Source organism: Kitasatospora sp. NPDC088134 (assembly GCF_044741705.1).
GTDB lineage: Bacteria > Actinomycetota > Actinomycetes > Streptomycetales > Streptomycetaceae > Kitasatospora.
On sequence record NZ_JBIUTD010000005.1, the window covers coordinates 41244 to 57712 of the forward strand.

Annotated in this window: 11 protein-coding genes and 1 pseudogene; 6 read left to right on the top strand and 6 right to left on the bottom strand. The window is 72.8% G+C overall.

All coding sequences use genetic code 11. The features are described from left to right. Positions 1-16: 16 nt before the first annotated feature. The 4 genes and pseudogenes from ACIOHG_RS10195 to ACIOHG_RS10210 form a co-directional block, all read right to left on the bottom strand. Positions 17-748 (bottom strand): annotated as a pseudogene (locus tag ACIOHG_RS10195) (metal ABC transporter permease); the annotation flags it as partial. Then, a complete protein-coding gene (locus tag ACIOHG_RS10200; protein ID WP_400947773.1) occupies positions 745-1662 on the bottom strand; it encodes a metal ABC transporter permease in 918 nt (305 codons plus the stop codon). The gene ACIOHG_RS10200 and the pseudogene ACIOHG_RS10195, both read right to left, overlap by 4 nt. Further along, positions 1653-2450: a metal ABC transporter ATP-binding protein gene (locus ACIOHG_RS10205; RefSeq protein WP_400948486.1), complete on the bottom strand. Its 798-nt coding sequence runs from the start codon at positions 2448-2450 to the stop codon at positions 1653-1655. The genes ACIOHG_RS10200 and ACIOHG_RS10205 overlap by 10 nt, the downstream gene beginning before the upstream one ends. A gap of 149 nt (positions 2451-2599) precedes the next feature. Beyond that, the gene (locus ACIOHG_RS10210) at positions 2600-3571 is read right to left on the bottom strand and encodes a metal ABC transporter solute-binding protein, Zn/Mn family (protein ID WP_400947775.1); all 972 of its coding nucleotides are present in this window, start codon (positions 3569-3571) and stop codon (positions 2600-2602) included. Positions 3572-4185: 614 nt separating this feature from the next. Between ACIOHG_RS10210 and ACIOHG_RS10215 the strand changes: the two genes are divergently transcribed. Together ACIOHG_RS10215 and ACIOHG_RS10220 are read left to right on the top strand one after the other, a co-directional pair. Next, complete coding sequence (locus tag ACIOHG_RS10215) at positions 4186-6108, top strand: putative Ig domain-containing protein (protein ID WP_400948488.1); 1923 nt, start codon at positions 4186-4188, stop codon at positions 6106-6108. A 148-nt stretch (positions 6109-6256) separates the two neighbouring features. Continuing rightward, a complete protein-coding gene (locus tag ACIOHG_RS10220) occupies positions 6257-7630 on the top strand; it encodes a serine hydrolase domain-containing protein (protein WP_400947777.1) in 1374 nt (457 codons plus the stop codon). Positions 7631-7659: 29 nt separating this feature from the next. Here ACIOHG_RS10220 and ACIOHG_RS10225 read toward each other — a convergent pair whose 3' ends face one another. Together ACIOHG_RS10225 and ACIOHG_RS10230 are read right to left on the bottom strand one after the other, a co-directional pair. Then, positions 7660-8118, bottom strand: coding sequence for a MarR family winged helix-turn-helix transcriptional regulator (locus tag ACIOHG_RS10225; RefSeq protein ID WP_400947779.1), 459 nt, complete (start codon positions 8116-8118; stop codon positions 7660-7662). 2 nt (positions 8119-8120) lie between these two features. Next, positions 8121-9923 (bottom strand): MFS transporter, encoded by a 1803-nt coding sequence (locus ACIOHG_RS10230; protein WP_400947782.1) that lies wholly within the window; start codon positions 9921-9923, stop codon positions 8121-8123. A 113-nt stretch (positions 9924-10036) separates the two neighbouring features. On the opposite strand from ACIOHG_RS10230, the gene ACIOHG_RS10235 reads away from it, so the two are divergent. From ACIOHG_RS10235 to ACIOHG_RS10250, 4 genes are all read left to right on the top strand, one after another. Next, positions 10037-10849, top strand: coding sequence for a WD40 repeat domain-containing protein (locus ACIOHG_RS10235; protein ID WP_400947784.1), 813 nt, complete (start codon positions 10037-10039; stop codon positions 10847-10849). Positions 10850-10973: 124 nt separating this feature from the next. After that, the gene (locus ACIOHG_RS10240; RefSeq protein WP_400947786.1) at positions 10974-12398 is read left to right on the top strand and encodes a hypothetical protein; all 1425 of its coding nucleotides are present in this window, start codon (positions 10974-10976) and stop codon (positions 12396-12398) included. Positions 12399-12418: 20 nt separating this feature from the next. Continuing rightward, positions 12419-14314 carry a hypothetical protein gene (locus ACIOHG_RS10245; RefSeq protein WP_400947788.1) on the top strand — a complete coding sequence of 632 codons (1896 nt, stop codon included), beginning with the start codon at positions 12419-12421 and terminating at the stop codon, positions 14312-14314. Beyond that, positions 14311-16467, top strand: a complete 2157-nt coding sequence (locus ACIOHG_RS10250) for a hypothetical protein (protein WP_400947790.1) — start codon at positions 14311-14313, stop codon at positions 16465-16467. The genes ACIOHG_RS10245 and ACIOHG_RS10250 overlap by 4 nt, the downstream gene beginning before the upstream one ends. Positions 16468-16469 lie beyond the last annotated feature (2 nt).

Below are 16469 nucleotides of genomic sequence, written 5' to 3' on the forward strand. Positions count from 1 at the left end.
TGGGCGGGAGCCGGGGTGCGGCGACGCTGAGCGCGAGTCCGGCCCAGGTCTCCAGCACGGCGAGGGCGGCGGACAGCGCGAGCGCCCGGTGCGGCCGGTCGGTGAGCCGGGCCGCCGTTCCGGCGGGGGCGGCGAGCAGGCCGAGCAGCAGCAGCGAGCCGACGGCCTGGGTGGCCTCGGCGGCGCAGGCGCCGACCAGGGCGAGGAAGCCGAGTCCGAGCGCGCCGGTGGGCACGCCCCGGGCCGCGGCGACGGCTTCGTCCAGGGTGGCGAACAGCAGCGGGCGGGCGATCAGCAGCACGGCGGCGGCCACCGCGGCGGCGATCAGGACGGCCAGGGCGGTCTGCCGGGTGTTCAGCCCGTAGATCGATCCGAACAGCACGCCGACGCCGGTGTTGCCCCCGGTGCTCGGGCGGTGGGTGGTGGCGAGGGTGAGGAAGAAGGTGCCGAGGCCGAGGATCCAGGAGAACAGGGTGCCGATCACCACGTCGTCGGGCCTGCCGCGCCGCCCGAGCGCGCCCAGCAGCAGGGCGACCGCGACGGTGGCGGCGAACAGCCCGAGCCGCAGGTCGTAGCCGCCGGCCAGGGCGGCCATCGCGCCGGTGAAGGCGACGTGGCCGAGGGTGTCGCCGGTGAAGGTCTGGGCGCGCAGCACGAGGAAGTGGCCGACCAGTCCGGAGGCGAGGGCGATCGCCGTCCCGGCCAGCAGGGCGTGCTGGAAGAAGACCTGGTGGAACGCGGTGGTCATGCCGGTGCTCCGGGGGGCGGTGGGACGCGCACCCGTCCGAGGACGGCGCGGGCGAGGTGGGCGAGCAGGTAGCCGGCGAAGGCGAAGCTGGTCACGAAGAAGCCGAGCGGGTAGGGCCGGTAGTAGGCGGCGACCAGTCCGAGCCAGCAGGCGGCGAGGCCGATCGCCACGCCGAGCAGCAGTCCGAGGGCGGGCCGGGCGGTGAGCTGCCGGGCGGTGGCGGCGGGCATCACCAGCAGGGCGAAGACCAGCAGGCTGCCGGTGATCTGGCTCGCCTCGGCGGCCGCCGCCCCGAGCAGGAGCAGGAATCCGGCGCCCAGCAGCCGTACCGGCACGCCGCGGGCCGCCGCCACCTCGGGGTCGAGCGAGGCGAACAGCAGCGGCCGGCCGACGGCAGCGAGCACCGCCAGGACGGCGGTGCCGACGGCGGCGAGAACGGCGACCTGCCCGTCCGTGATGCCGAGGAAGGTGCCGAACAGCAGGGCCTGGGGGCCGCCGAGCAGTCCCTTGTACAGCGTCACGAACAGGAAGCCGCAGGCGAGGGCAAAAGCCTGCACGGTGCCGGTCGCGGCGGACTCCTCGGCGGCTGCGGACCCGGTGGCGCCGGAGCGGTCCCGGTCGCGCAGGACGGCGATCACCAGCGCGCCGGCCAGGCAGGCGCCGAGGTAGCCGGCGGCGGTGGAGACGCCGAGCAGGGTGGCGAGGGCGGCGCCGGGGAAGGCGACGACCGACAGGGTGTGGCCGGCGAAGGTCTGCCGGCGCAGCACCATGAACCAGCCGACCGCGCCCGCGACGACGGGGACGACGGTGCCGGCCCGGAACGCGTTGACCATGAACGGGTAGGACCACATCTCCCGGAGGTCGGCGAGCAGGTTCCAGGAGAAGACGGGCTGGGCGGTGTCGGCTAGCAGCACGGGTCACCGTTCCCGTCGTCCGCGGGCGCGCCGACCACGGGCGCGCCGACCACGACGGGGCGCCCGTCGGTGGTGGTCAGCACCTCGACGGGGGCGCCGTAGAGGCGGCTGAGGGTGGCGGAGGTGATCACCTCGGCGGGCGGCCCGGCGACGGCCCGGCCCGCGGCGAGGTACACCACCCGGTCGAGGTGGTGCAGGATCGGGTTGACGTCGTGGGCGACCATGACGACGGCGACGCCGTCGGTGCGGCAGATCCGGCCGAGCAGCGCGGCGACGGCGCCCTGGTTGGGCAGGTCGAGGCTGTCGAGCGGCTCGTCCAGCAGCAGCAGCCGGGGGCGGGTGGCCAGCGCCTGGGCGAGCAGCAGGCGTTGCTGCTCGCCGCCGGAGCACTGCCCGATCGGCCGGTGGGCGTAGGCGGTGGCGCCGACCTGTTCGATCACCTCCGCGACGCGTTCGCGCTCGGCGCGGCGGCGGGCCCGGCCCAGCCCGGGCAACGGGACGCCCCAGCGGTGCCCGTCCAGCCCGAGCCGGACGACGTCGAGGCCGCGGACCCGGACGCCGGGGTCGAAGCTGCGGCGCTGCGGCAGGTAGCCGATCTGCCGGCGGGGCGGGACGCGGATCTCGCCCGCGGTGGCGGGGACCGCGCCGAGCAGGGTCTTGACCAGGGTGGACTTGCCGACCCCGTTGGGGCCGAGGATCGCGGTGAACTCCCCGGCCCCGACGGTGAGATCGACGTCCGACCAGAGCGTGCGGCCGCCCACCCGGACGGCCGCGCCGCGCAGTTCCAGGACCGGAGCGGGGGCGGGCGCCGGCGGGGTCGCCGCGGGGTGCTCGGTCGGTGCGGTGCGCTCGGTCGGTGCGGTGCGCTCGGTCGCTGCGGGGTGCTCGGTCGGCGCGGGGTGCTCGATCACCGGAGTGGGCCCGATCGGTGCGGGGGTCACTTGCCGGTCGCCTGCTGCAACGCGGCGGCGATGCCCCGGAGTTCGGCGAGCTGCCAGTCCTGGAAGGCGGCGTCCGCCGGGTCGGGGGTCTCGGTGACGGTGGCGACCGGGATGCCCTGGGCCTTGGCGGCCTCGACCTGGGCCTTGATGTCCGGGGTGTCGTTCTGGCTGTTGTAGACGTAGATCTTGATCTGCTTGGACCTGATCTGCTCGTCGGCGCCCGCCTTGTCGGCGGCGGTCGGGTCGGTGCCCTCGCTGACCGCGTCGAGCAGGCCCTCGGGGGTGAGCAGCTTGAGGCCGAGTCCTTCGGCGAGCGGGGTGACGATCGACTCGGAGGCGCCGATCGGGGTCCCGGCGTAGCTGGCCTTGATCCGGGCGACCAGTTGGTCGTACGGGGCGAGGGCGGTGCCCAGGAAGGCTGCCTTCCGCTGCTCGAAGTAGGCGGCGTCGGCCGGGTCGAGCTGCTGGTAGTCGGCGGTGATCCGGTCGACCACCCGGTGGACGCTGTCCGGGGAGTACCACTGGTGCGGGTTGCCGCCCTCCTTGACGCCGACCAGGTCCCCGACCTTGAGCGCCGTGCGGCCGGGGGCCGGGTTGGCGGCTATCAGCTTGTCGGACCAGGCGTCGTAGCCGATCCCGTTGGTGATGACGTACTGGGCGCCGGCGACGGTGCGGCCGTCGGCGGCGGTCGGCTCGTAGTCGTGCGGGTCGGCGTCCGGGTTGCTGATGATGTTCGTCACCTTGGCGTGCTCGCCGCCGAGTTGGGTGGCGATCGAGCCCCAGAAGCTCTCCGCGGCGGCGACCCGGACGACCTTCCCGGAGCCGAGGCCGGGGCCGGCGGCGGCGCCGCTCGCCCCGGTGGACGGGGCCGTTGCGGCGGGCGAGGTGGAGCAGGCCGTCGCAGCGGCGAGCGCCGCCACGGCCATGGCGGCGAGTCTGACGATGCGTGCGGGCACGGTGGAGCGCATGACGAAGGAACTCCTCGCAGGTAGGGGGCTGCCCGATGGGCGACGCACCACACACTAGTTGGCAACGGTTTTCATATCCACCCAGCTCGGGAAAGACATGAAAACCATTGCCGACTCTTGACCGACCCCCGCCGCCGGTCCGGCGCGGCGGTCCGCCCCGGGAGCCCTCACCCCGGGCAACCCACCTATGCCGTAAGGCAATTGATGAACAAAGCCCGGTAAAGGCTTCCGACGGCGCCTTGGCTCCGCGACGACCTGTCAGTAACGTCGGGGCCGCGATCGACGGCAGGACCGTCCCGCCGGGAGCTTCCGCATGTCATGAGCGCGACACTCCCCCGCAGATCGCCGACTCCCGTACAGCGCAAGCACCTCCCGTACAGCGCGAGCACTTCCCGTACAGCGCGAGCACCTCCCGGTCCGCGGCCATCAGCCGGGACCGGCCGGCACACGCCGAGATCCGTCAGCACCGGCACGGCCCGCACCGGCGACGACCCCATGCCGGGAGCGGCCGTACCCCCACACCCCCGGAGGGTCGACCCTTGCGTTTCCACTCCTTCGACGGCGCCCGCCCGCCCAGGCACCGCAGACTCCTGGCGGCGCTCCCCGCCCTGGCCATGGCGGCAGCCGGCCTGCTCGCCGTCTCCGCGCCCACCGCCGGCGCGCACGGCGACGCGCACTCCACCGGCGTCACCACCAAGCGGCTGTGCGCGGCGCCCAGCCACCCGGGCGAGATGGCCTGCCTGGCGCTCGCCCGCACCGACGTCGTCCAGCAGCACAGCCTGGCCCCGAACCTCACCCCGTCGGGGTACGGCCCGAGCGACCTCGCCTCCGCGTACAGCCTGCCGAGCTCCGGCGGCTCCGGCGCCACCGTCGCCATCGTCGACGCCCAGGACGACCCCAACGCCGAGTCCGACCTGGCGGCCTACCGCTCCCAGTACGGCCTGCCGGCCTGCACCACGGCCAACGGCTGCTTCAAGAAGGTCGACCAGCGCGGCGGCGGCTCCTACCCGACCGCCGACAGCGGCTGGGCGGGCGAGATCTCGCTCGACGTCGACATGGTCAGCGCGGTCTGCCCGAACTGCCACATCCTGCTGGTCGAGGCCGACAGCGCGTCCATGGCCGACCTCGGCGCGGCCGTCAACGAGGCCGTCGCCCTGGGCGCCAAGTACGTCTCCAACAGCTACGGCGGCTCCGAGGACTCCACCGACACCGCCTCGGACAGCAGCTACTTCAACCACCCCGGCGTCGCCATCACCGTCTCCTCCGGCGACTCCGGCTACGGCGTGGAGTACCCCGCCGCCTCCCAGTACGTGACCGCCGTCGGCGGCACCACGCTCAACCGCGCCTCCACCGCCCGCGGCTGGACCGAGAAGGTCTGGGGCACCTCCTCCGGCGGCAACGGCGCCGGCTCCGGCTGCTCCGGGTACGACCCCAAGCCGAGCTGGCAGAAGGACACCGGCTGCGCCAAGCGCACCGTCGCGGACGTCTCCGCGGTCGCCGACCCGGCCACCGGCGTCGCCGTCTACCAGACCTACGGCGGCTCCGGCTGGAACGTCTACGGCGGCACCAGCGCCTCCGCCCCGATCATCGCCGCCGTCTACGCGCTGGCCGGCACCCCCGCCGCCGGCACCCTCCCGGCCTCCTACCCGTACGCCCGCACCGGCTCGCTGAACGACGTCACCTCCGGCGCCAACGGCAGCTGCTCACCGTCCTACCTGTGCGCCGCGGGCAGCGGCTACGACGGCCCGACCGGTCTCGGCACGCCCAACGGCACCGCGGCCTTCACCGGCGGCACCACCACCGGGAACACCGTGACGGTCAGCAACCCGGGCAACCAGTCCACCGCCCAGGGCTCCGCGGTCAGCCTGCAGATCCACGCCACCGACTCCGCCTCCGGCCAGACCCTCTCCTACTCCGCGAGCGGCCTGCCCGCCGGACTGTCCGTCAACTCCGCCACCGGCCTGATCACCGGCACCGCGACCGCCGCCGGCAGCTCCACCGCCACGGTGACCGCCACCGACACCACCGGTGCCGCCGGCTCCACCTCCTTCACCTGGACGGTGACCGGCACCGGCGGCGGCTGCACCGCGACCCAGCTGCTCGGCAACCCGGGCTTCGAGACCGGCAGCGCCGCCCCGTGGTCCGCCAGCTCCGGCGTGATCGACAACTCCAGTGGTGAGGCCGCCCACTCCGGCAGCTGGAAGTCCTGGCTGAACGGCTACGGCTCCGCGCACACCGACACCCTCTCCCAGACGGTGACCGTCCCGGCCGGCTGCCGCGCCACCCTCGGCTTCTACCTCCACGTCGACACCGCCGAGACCACCACTTCCACCGCCTACGACAAGCTCACCGTCAAGGCCGGCTCCACCACCCTCGCCACCTTCAGCAACCTCAACGCGGCCGCCGGCTACACGCTGCGCAGCTACGACCTCTCCTCCTTCGCCGGCCAGACCGTCACCCTGACCTTCACCGGCACCGAGGACTCCTCGCTCCAGACCAGCTTCGTCATCGACGACACCGCCCTCAACGTCTCCTGACCTCCCCCACCCACCCGGGGCCGCGGCGCCTGCGCCGCGGCCCTGTCCATTGCCGTCCGACGGCCGCCGGGGGCGGATTCGTTCGGCGACGCACGGCATATCATCCGACCGGCAGTATCGAAGCTGCGCGGGCGGGGAGGCCACCGGCATGACGCACACCCTGGAAGCACTCGACGGACTCGACGGACTCGACGGACTCGACGCGTTCTGCGAGCAGGCGCTCGCCGAGCACGGCTGCGCCTCCGTCAGCGTCGCGGTGGTGGACGACGAACGCACCGTCCTGGCCCGCGCGTACGGGCTGGCGGACGTCGCCGCAGGACGGGCCGCGACGCCGGGGACGGTGTACGGGCTGGCGTCGGCGACCAAGCCGTTCACGGCGCTCGCGGTCGGCCTGGCCGCCGACGCCGGGCTGCTGGACCTGGACGCGCCGCTGCCCGGGCGCTACCGCTTCGGCGCGCCGACGGCCCGTCAACTGGCCCGGCACCGGGGCGGGTTCCCGGCGTACTACGACTTCCACTACCCGGAGACCGCCGACGGGGCCCCGCCGGTGGACGTGACCCGGTACGCGGAGCAGGTCCGGGCGCCGGGCGGCGCGTTCGAGTACTCCAACCTGGGCTACCGCGAACTGGGCCTGCTGCTGGAGCGGGTGACGGGCCGTCCGGCGGCCGGGTACCTGCGCGAGCGGATCGCCGGGCCGCTCGGCCTGGACAGCTTCTCGCTCGGGCCGGCGCCCACCGGGGCCGGGCCGGTCGCCACCCGCTACACGGCGGACGGCCGGGCCTACCCGGTGTGCCGCACCAGCCACCCGGTGGCGGGCGCGGGGTGGGCGACGGCCGCCGACCTGGCCCGGTTCGCCCGGCACGGGGCGGGGCTGCTGGCGCCGGACACCGCCGCCGCGCTGTACGACGCGCCGCCGATCCCGGGGCGGCTCGGCTACGGCCTGGGCCGGGTGGTCCAGCGCACCGCGGACGGCGAGGTGATGGCCAGTCACGGCGGCGGCATGGGCGGGGTCGCCGCGATGCTGATCGACCTCCCCGCGCGGGGGCTGTCGGCGGCCGTGCTGGCCAACTCCACGAACAAGGCGGCCCGCGACGCCGTGGTCGGCCGGCTGATGGCGGCGCTGGCCCCCGGGTTCGACACCGCCGCGCACCTCGCCCCGGTGGACGACCCCGCCCTCCCGTTCGCCCTGGCCCCGGGCCGCTGGTCGGGCGCGGTCGCCACCGCCGAGGGGGACGTCCCGCTGCGGCTGGCGGTGCTCGCGGACGGCCGGGTCGAGGTCGCCCTCGCCGGCCACCCGCCGCTGACCGTCCCGGCCGCCGCCGGCGCGCACCGGGACGTCCGCCTCACCGCACCGCTGCAGCTCCCGACCGCCGACGCCCGGCCCAACAGCCCCGCCCTGGGCCTGGAACTGCGCGCCGAGGACGGCGTCCTGACCGGCCGCGCGGTGGCCTTCAAACCCGGCGACCGCACCGGCCTGCTCGGCCCCTACCTGGTCCACTCCTGCACGCTCCGCCCGGCCTGAACCGAACGCGGGCCGGGCTCGGCTGGGGTTCAGTCCTCGAAGGCGACCAGGCGTTCCAGGACCGGTAGCGCCGCGATCAGCAACTCCCGTTCCTGTGGGGTGAGTTCGTCAGTGCGGCGGGTCAGCAGCTCGGAGCGGCGCTGTCGGGTGTCGGCGAGCAGTTCGACGCCCTCCGGGGAGAGTTCGACCAGTGCGGAGCGGCGATCGTCCGGGTCGGGGACCCGGCTGACCAGCCGGGAGGCGACCAGTGGGGCGACGGTGCGGGTCATCGACGGGGCGGCGACCCGTTCCAGGGCGGCGAGTTCGCCGAGCCGGATCGGGCCGTGCTGCTCGATCCGGGCCAGCGCGGAGAGCTGCGCGAAGGTGAACTCCTGCCGGTCGGAGGCTTGCGCGAGCTGGCGGTGCAGCCGCGCGATCACCAGGCGCAGCCGCACCACCTCGGCCGGGTCGAGCCCGCCCCCGGCGCGGTCGGGCCCCTGCTGTTCCACTGTCACCCTCCCGCAACTCCGGGGGCGGCCGGGGCGTTCCCGTCCGCGGCGCCCTTCCCCTCGGCGTCCTTCTCCTCGGCGCCCGCACCGCCCGCACCGCCCGGTGCCGGTTTCCCGTCCCGGCCGCGCAGCAGCGAGGCCGCGGCGGCGACCAGCGACATCGCGATGGCGAGCGAGAAGACCACCATCAGGCCGTCGTGGAACGGGCCGGAGATCAGGTTCGGGAAGAACTCCCGGCCGGTGAGGGTCTGCGCGTCGGCGGCGGGCAGCGTGGAGAGCACGTGCGGGCCGAGCAGTTCGTGGATCGGGTTGTAGCCCAGGAAGGCCGCGAACAGCGTTCCGACGGGCGGGAGTTGGGCCACCGCGTGGGCGTCGGCCGGGGCGACGCCCTGCGCGGTGAGGCCGTCGCTGAGGGTCTGCGGGAGGGAGCCGGCCAGGCCGGCCACCATCAGCGAGAAGAAGACGCCGATCGAGAGCACCATGCCGGCGTTCTGGAAGGTGGCCCGCATCCCGGAGGCCGCACCGCGGTCGGCGGCGGGGACGCTGGACATCACCAGCGCGGTGTTGGGCGCGGCGAACAGGCCGCCGCCGAGGCCGTTGAGGAAGACCAGCAGGGCGAACCAGCCGTACCCGAAGTCGGTGGGCAGCACCAGCAGTCCGGCGAAGGAGGCGGCCATCACCACCAGGCCGCCGGCCGCGAACAGGCGGGCGCCGAACCGGTCGGAGAGGTGTCCGGCGATCGGGCCGGCCGCCAGGAAACCGACGGTGAGCGGGACCAGGTAGATGCCGGCCCACAGCGGGGTCCGCTCGTAGTCGTAGCCGTGCAGCGGCAGCCAGATGCCCTGGAGCCAGACGATCAGCATGAACTGCAGGCCGCCGCGGGCGATCGAGCCGAGCAGGGTGGCCAGGTTGCCGCCCGCGAACACCGGGTCGCGGAACAGGCGCAGCGGGAACATCGGTTCGGCGACCCGGCTCTCGATCACGCAGAACGCGAGCAGCACGGCGGTGCCGCCGATCAGACCGGCCAGCACCCAGGGGTTGGTCCAGCCCATGGTGCGGCCGCCGTAGGGCTGGATGCCGTAGGTGATGGCGGCGAGCAGCGCGGTGAGGCCGACGGCGAAGGTGACGTTCCCCCACCAGTCGATCCGCCCGGGGCGGCGGACGCCGGTCTCGTGCAGCGAGCGGTAGGCCCAGACGGTGCCGATGATCCCGATCGGGACGTTGACCCAGAAGATCGACCGCCAGTTCCACTCGGCGAGCAGGCCGCCCAGCACCAGCCCGACGAACGAACCCGCGATCGCGGCGACCATGTTGACGCCGAGGGCCATGCCGCGCTGCCGGGCCGGGAAGGCGTCGGTGATGATCGCGGCGGAGTTGGCCATCAGCATCGCGCCGCCGACGGCCTGCACCACCCGCCAGCCGATCAGCCAGAGCGCGCCGCCCCCGCCGTCCATCGGGTCGAGCGAGAGCACCACCGAGGTGATGGTGAAGATCAGGAACCCGGCGTTGTAGATCCGCACCCGGCCCCAGATGTCGCCGAGCCGGCCGAGCGTCACCACCAGGACGGCGGTGACCAGCATGTAGCCCATCAGCATCCACAGCAGGTAGCTGACGTTGCCGGGCCGCAGCGGGTCGAGGTGGATGCCGTTGAAGATCGCGGGCAGCGAGATCAGCACGATCGAGGAGTTGATCGTGGCGATCAGCATGCCGAGGGTGGTGTTCGACAGCGCGATCCACTTGTAGCGCGGGTGCTCCGCCCCGACCCACCGCTTCTTCGCACCCGCGTCCACGTCCGTCCGCGCCATCTCCCGCCCGCCCCTCGGAGTCGCCCGACACGATAGTTAGCCGATGTGAACTAAATTACCGCTCCCGGCCGCCCACCACCAGACCCGACCGCCGAGCCCTGGAGTCGTCGCCCATGGACACTGCGAGCCCGCCCCCGAGGCAGATCCGGGCCACCGGCCACACCGACGCGGTGCTGGCGGTGGCGGCGGCGGTGCTCGACGGACGGGAGACCGTCGTCACGGCGAGCGCCGACGGAACGCTCCGCCGCTGGGACGCGGCCACCGGCGCACCGCTCGGCGCACCTCTGACCGGCCACACCGGACCGGTCCACGCCGTCGCCCTGGGCACCCCGTCCGGCCGCCCGGCCGCCCTCTCCGGCGGCTACGACGCGCTGCGGCGCTGGGACTTGGCCACGGGCGAGCAGCTCGGCGAAGCGCTGGTCGACCCGGACCCGGCGGCCGCGACCATCACCCGGGCCACCCGCGCGCAGGACGGCGGATTGCTGGCCGTCACCAGCCCGGGGCACGACGCGGCGCGACCGATGCGGGTCTGGGACGCCGCCACCGGCACACCGATCGGTCGGTTCCCGTACGGCACGGGGAAGCTCGGCCTGGTCGACCGGACCGTGGCGGTGGCCCTGGCCCGGGTGGACGGCCGGACGGTGGTGGTCAGCAGCACCGACGACGCCAAGGTCCGGATCTGGGACGCCACGACCGGCAGGCAGCTCGGAAAACCGCTGGTCGAACGGTACTCGGTGCGCTCCCTCACCACCGCCGACCTCGACGGGCGCCCGCTCGCCCTGCTCGGCTCCGACCACCGGAGCGCGCGACTCCTCGACCTGGCCACCCGCGAACCGCTCGGCGAACCCCTGACCGGCCACTCCTCGCTTCTCTATCCATTTGCGTGTTGTTGCAAAGCCGTGTTGTACCGGAGCCGGTGTTGGTAGCGTGCCGGTACGGGGGGATGAAGAGGCCGGTGGGGAGCCCCTCGACGAGGGTGAGCGGTTGAGGTGGAGGGTCTACTTCCACGCTGCAGATGCCGTCCTGGCCGGTGCACACGATGACCCGGTCGTGTTGCAACACGCGGACGTGCTGGAGAGAGCGGCGGCGAGGCGCCGACGAGAGGGCCAGCCGTTCCTGCTGGATCCGCTCGGTGCACCCGACGTACGGGTGAACCGCTGGTTCGAGAGCGACGACCTGCGCGGGCTGGATCCCGGCACGTGGCGCAAGTACGCCTACGGCCTGGTGCTGTGGCTGAACTTCCTGTGGTCGTACGGCCTCCCGTGGGACGCGGCGGATCCCGACGCCCAGGACGCCTTCAAGGTGTGGCGGACCCAGGACAGCCGCAACCCGCGCACCGTCGCCCCTGGCACCTACGGCGACAACCTGGTGGCGATTCAGCAGTTCTACCTCTGGGCGTCGGCGGAGTACGGCGTCCCCAACCCGGTGCGAGTGCGTCGGGGCCGCGGCCGGCGGTGGGACGGTGCCCCCTCCGAGCGGCCGGTGACGGCGCCGAAGGCGAAGCGCGACCGCGACGTGAAGTGGTTCGACCCCGCCGGCTTCGAGCGGTATCGGGACGTCGGCCTGATGGGCTTCACCCTCGATGGCGATGAGGACTTGAGCTGGCGCGGACGAACGGGCCAGCGCAACGGGGCGTTCGCCGACGACCTCTACGGCACCGGGCTGCGGCTGGAGGAGTGCGCCTCGATCCTGCTTGTCGAGCTGCCGCCGGACGATCCGGGCAGGGGCTTCTACACGTGCCATCTCGCCGAGCAGTGCGCGAAGGGGAATCGCGCCCGCCGGTATTGGATGCCGCGACGGGCTCTGGTCGGGACGCTGAGCTACTGCGAGGGCGAGCGGGCGACCGCGGTTCGGCGGGCTCAGGCAGCGGGCCGCTACGAGCGACTGCCGGGGGCCCGGGTCCTGACCAGGGAGTTGTCCGGGCGCCGGGTGCGGTTGCGATCAGCCGACGGGACTGTGAGCGAGGTGTCGCTGGACTCGCTGACGCCGGCCGCCCGGCGGCTCATCCTGCGGGAGACCGCCGAGGGCCTGGAGCCTGCCGCGCTCTGGCTGAACGAAGACGGCCTGCCGCGGGCGGCGCACGGGTGGCAGCACACCTTCACCGAAGCCAACCAGCGGCTAGCGGACCTCGGCCTGGTGGGTTTCGCCGGCACGACCCACATGCTCCGCCACAGCTTCGCTCTGCGGTGGTATTCGGTGGGCCGACTCCTCTATGACCGCCAGGTCGCGCACCTGACCCCTGACGAACAGCGGGACTTCCGGCACGAGTTCGGCAGCACCTGGGACCTCGTCCAACTGTTGCTCGGACACCTGGACCAGCGCACGACGAAGGAGATCTACCTTGAACCCTTCCAGGCGCTCGAAGTGGAACTGCTGCTGATGCACGCGGAGAACAGCGGCATCCCGGACCTGATGGCGGCGGTCTTCGGCGGCGACCGGCGGGTGCTCGGCGATCCGCTGGCAGTGGCCCGGTGAGCCGCGGACGCCCGGCCCGGATGCCGGACAGCGGCTACGTCCCGCCGCAGCGGCTCATACTCGACGACGAGAAGTGCGTCGTCCGGTTCGTTTCGGAGCAGGACGGAGGCGGCCGTGACTACGACTTTTCGGCGTTCCCGCTGCCCCAGTCGATGCAGGAGGTCTTCGCCCGGGCCTTCGACGCGCACACCGGTCCGTCCGGGCAGGTCAAGGCCCTGGGAGCCGCTGACAACTGCTTTCGAACGCTCGGCTACTTCATCGACATCCTGGCCGTTGAACCGGAGCCTCCGGCCGCTCCGGCCGATCTGCGGCCGCGGCACCTGGACGCCTTCTCGCTGAGGATGGCGTCGCTCGCCAGTAGCGGCATGGCGGTCGGGATCCTGCGCTCGCTCCTGATGAACATCGAGGGGCTGCCGTCGCAGTTCGCTGCCAAGTGCGCCGAGTACGTGCCGCTGCGACGAGACGGGATGAAGTCGCGGGGGAGCTACAGCGCCGGCGAGGAGAAGGCGATCCTGGACGCGGCCCGGTCGGCGGTCCGGTCGGCGGCCAAGCGCATCCGGGAGAACCGTGAGCTGCTGGAGCGGTGGCGGGAGGGCAAGGTTTCCCAGGAGGAGGACCCGGTCGGCTTCGAGTACTGCTCGCTGCTGGACATGGTCGACACCACGGGCGAGCTGCCGCGGAACAAGTACCAGAACGGTCTGGCGAAGTGGGCGGTCCCGCACGGCACGGTGACGAGCCTGTCGACCGCGCTTCACCTGTCGAGGGCCGAGGCCTGCGCGTTCACCGTCCTCCTGGTCCGGCTGACCGGCGAGAACGGGTCGACCATCATCAAGGCGCCGGCCGCACACCACCGGCCGGACGGCGGAGCCGGCCCGGTCGCCAGCGCTCAGGTCGACCTGAGCAAGCCCCGCCGGGGCCGGCGGCGCTACATGACGGCGACCCTGAGCGATCTTCCGAGCTGGGCGGCGGCACCGAAGGACGAAGGCGAGCTGTCTGGACGGGACGAGCTCAACACGACCTTCGGCCTCTACATGCTGGCCTGGGAGCTTACGGCGGCCGCGCGGCGGATCACCGGCAGCAAGCGGCTTCTCGTTTACTGGGTTCCGAAGGCCGGCAGCGGGACCGGCGGCAGGGGCCGGGGTGTCGGCGTCAGCACCAGGAACGCGCCGGGCCGCGGGTTCCGCGAGGAACTCCCAGCCTCGGCCGTCGGGGAGTGGGGCAAGGATCTCAACCTGACGGCGGAGGAGCCCGACGAGGAGGGCAATCCGCTTCGGCTCATCGTGAGTGTCGGCCGGATGCGGGTCACTCACGGGGCCCGGGAGCAGAAGCCGGTCGCCCAGACCGAGCGGACCCTGGCCGATCTCTACCTGCGGCGCGACCAGTCGAGCCTGCGCGACTACCAGAAGCTGGTGGCTGGCGTGCTGGAGGAGGAGGTCATGAAGGCCAAGACCGCCGGGAGCATCCCCCGGATGAGTGAACCGGACCTGGCCGAGGCCGTGAGGAGTCCGGAGGCGGTGGCCAAACGGTTCGGCGTGACCACCGAGATGCTGCGACTGCTGGTGAGCCGGGACGCGGACACGGTGCTGGCCGGCTGCACGGACAACCTGAACAGCCCGCACAGCGAGGCGGGCCAGCCCTGCCGGGCCTCGTTCCTCAAGTGTCTGGACTGCGGTTGCGCGCGGGCGATGCCGCACCATCTGCCGGTCCAGGTGATCGCCCGCGACATGATCGGCGAGCGCCGGACGCAGATGACGGCCCTGCGATGGTCCGAGCAGTTCGCCTTCCCGTTCAACCAGCTGGAAGACCTACTGGGACAGGCGGGCCCGGCAGCGGTCGCGAGGGCCCTGGCGCAGGCCACGGACGCCGACCGTGAACTCGTCCGCCGGCTACTGGATCAGGAGTTGGATCAGCGATGACCACTGAGGAGCTCGCCCGGACGGCGGCGCAATCGGGAGTCCTGCCGGCTGCCGACACCCTGGTGCTGCTGAACAGAAAGCTCAGGCCGGGCACGGTCGAGGCCGAGATGTCGGTGTTCGCCGATGACCGGTGGGACCTGCGGCCTGCGATCTTCGAGGACCACCTCAACGCGGTGAGCTTGAACTTCCTCGCCGTCCCCGCGCAGTTCCGGGACGCCGCCAAGGCCTACATCTGGCTGGAGCTGAACTGCGACGAGGCCCCGCCGGTCCTCCGACGGGCCAGCGTCACCGGCAGGCTGGCCGTCTACACGATGGTTGCCCAGCTGCGGAACCTCCGTGGCCTGCTGGACTGGCTCGACACTCAGGGCTTCGATGCCATCTCCTCCGTCACCTCCAAGGACCTGGATGACTATCTGCAGGCGGTGATCGACTCCGAGCGCACCCATGGCCACCGGTCCGACCTGCTGCAGGCCGTCCGACGGCTGTGGTCGTTCCGCGAGTTCATGCCCGAGGACGGCCGCCTGCCGGCCCGGCCGCCCTGGGGCGGTCGGGACACCCGCGTCCTGCTGGGCGAGCCCCAGCGGGACCGTGAGAACCGCACCCCGCGGATCCAGGAAGCCACGATGTCGATGACTCTGCTCTGGGCGCTGAGGTTCGTGCAGGACTTCGCTGACGACATCCTGGAGGCGATGGAGGAGTTCCGCCCGCTGAGGGGCCTCCAGCCCGGCCGCTACAGTCCAGGCCTCGACCACCGCCGCGTCCGCATCCCCGGGCAGGCAGGGTCGACACCCGAGGTCACCGCCCTGATCGAGAACTTCCGTCGCACTGGACTCAAGCTGCCCGGCCGCAGGGACAAGGCCGGCCAGTGGGAGCCGGACTGGCCCTTCCTCTCCAAGCTGCTGGACATCGCCCCCGACGCCCTGAAGAAGAACCAGAAATACCGGCGGGCGTTCCTCGACTCGGGTATTGCGCTGGCGGACGGGGCCCACCTCGCCGCCCGGCCGAAAGCTCTGCTCGACGGCGAGCCGTGGATGGCCGGGTTCCGCTACGACGAGGTCAAGCGGCTGGCCGGGATGCTCAGCACTGCGTGCTTCATCCTGATCTGCTACCTGACCGGCATGCGTCCGGGGGAGGTGCTCAATCTGCGGCGCGGATGCTCCGGCCGGGACGCGGTGACCGGGCTTTGGCTGATCAACGGTCTCAAGTGGAAAGGGGCAACCGCCGAGGACGGGACCAAGATCCCCGAGGGCCAGGTCCGCGACGAGCCGTGGGGCGCCGTCGAGGTTGTCGCCTTGGCGGTCGGAGTCCTGGAGCGTCTGCACGACGGTGAGCTGCTGTTCCCCGCCTGGACGGTCCAGGACGGCCGCACCTCTCGTGAGGACGAGGCCAGGACCTTCGGGCCGATCAACGCAGACCTCAACCGGTTCGTCGCCTGGGTCAACTCCTACTGCGGGCAAAACGGCCGTGAGGACGTGATCCCCGTCGATCCGCAGAATCTGACCACACGGCGATTCAGGCGGACCCTGGCCTGGTTCATCTGCCGCCGCCCGCGCAGGCTCGTCGCCGCCGCGATTCAGTACGGGCATCTGCGGGTCCAGATCACCCAGGGATACTCCGGGACCTATGCCTCCGGTTTCCCCGACGATCTGGCGTTCGAGCGGTGGCTGGCCCGCCTGGACGAGCTGGACGAGGCGGACCGCAAGCTGAAGGCGGGCGAGCACGCCAGCGGTCCGGCGGCCGATGCGTTCCGCTCCCGGGTGGCCGGCGGGGTGCAGAAGTTCGCGGGACGGGTGATCCGGACCGGTCGGGAGGCCCGGCAGATCCTGGGCAACCCCGCGCTGCAGATCTATCCCGGCAAGGCGATGACCTGCGTGTTCTCCGCCGCGACCGCGCTCTGCGAACTGGAGCCCGGTCTCGACGACACCCGCTACACGCCTGACACCGACGACTGTCGGCCCGGCTGTCGCAACATCGCCCGCACGGAAGAGAACATCGCCGCAGTCCGCTCGGAGGCCGACCAGCTGCGAAGGATCGTCGCTGATGAGGCCAGCCCGCCCCTGCGTCTTGAGCGGGAACGTCGCCGCCTGGCCTACCTGGAGCGAATCGTCGCCGAGCACGAGAACGGACAGCAAGACCTCGGGGAGGACGCGTGACC

Coding starts and splice junctions, on each gene's coding strand:
- ACIOHG_RS10210 (WP_400947775.1), bottom strand. CDS start 3,571: ATGCGCTCCACCGTGCCCGCACGCATCGTCAGACTCGCCGCCATGGCC.
- ACIOHG_RS10215 (WP_400948488.1), top strand. CDS start 4,186: ATGGCGGCAGCCGGCCTGCTCGCCGTCTCCGCGCCCACCGCCGGCGCG.
- ACIOHG_RS10220 (WP_400947777.1), top strand. CDS start 6,257: ATGACGCACACCCTGGAAGCACTCGACGGACTCGACGGACTCGACGGA.
- ACIOHG_RS10230 (WP_400947782.1), bottom strand. CDS start 9,923: ATGGCGCGGACGGACGTGGACGCGGGTGCGAAGAAGCGGTGGGTCGGG.
- ACIOHG_RS10235 (WP_400947784.1), top strand. CDS start 10,037: ATGGACACTGCGAGCCCGCCCCCGAGGCAGATCCGGGCCACCGGCCAC.
- ACIOHG_RS10245 (WP_400947788.1), top strand. CDS start 12,419: ATGCCGGACAGCGGCTACGTCCCGCCGCAGCGGCTCATACTCGACGAC.
- ACIOHG_RS10250 (WP_400947790.1), top strand. CDS start 14,311: ATGACCACTGAGGAGCTCGCCCGGACGGCGGCGCAATCGGGAGTCCTG.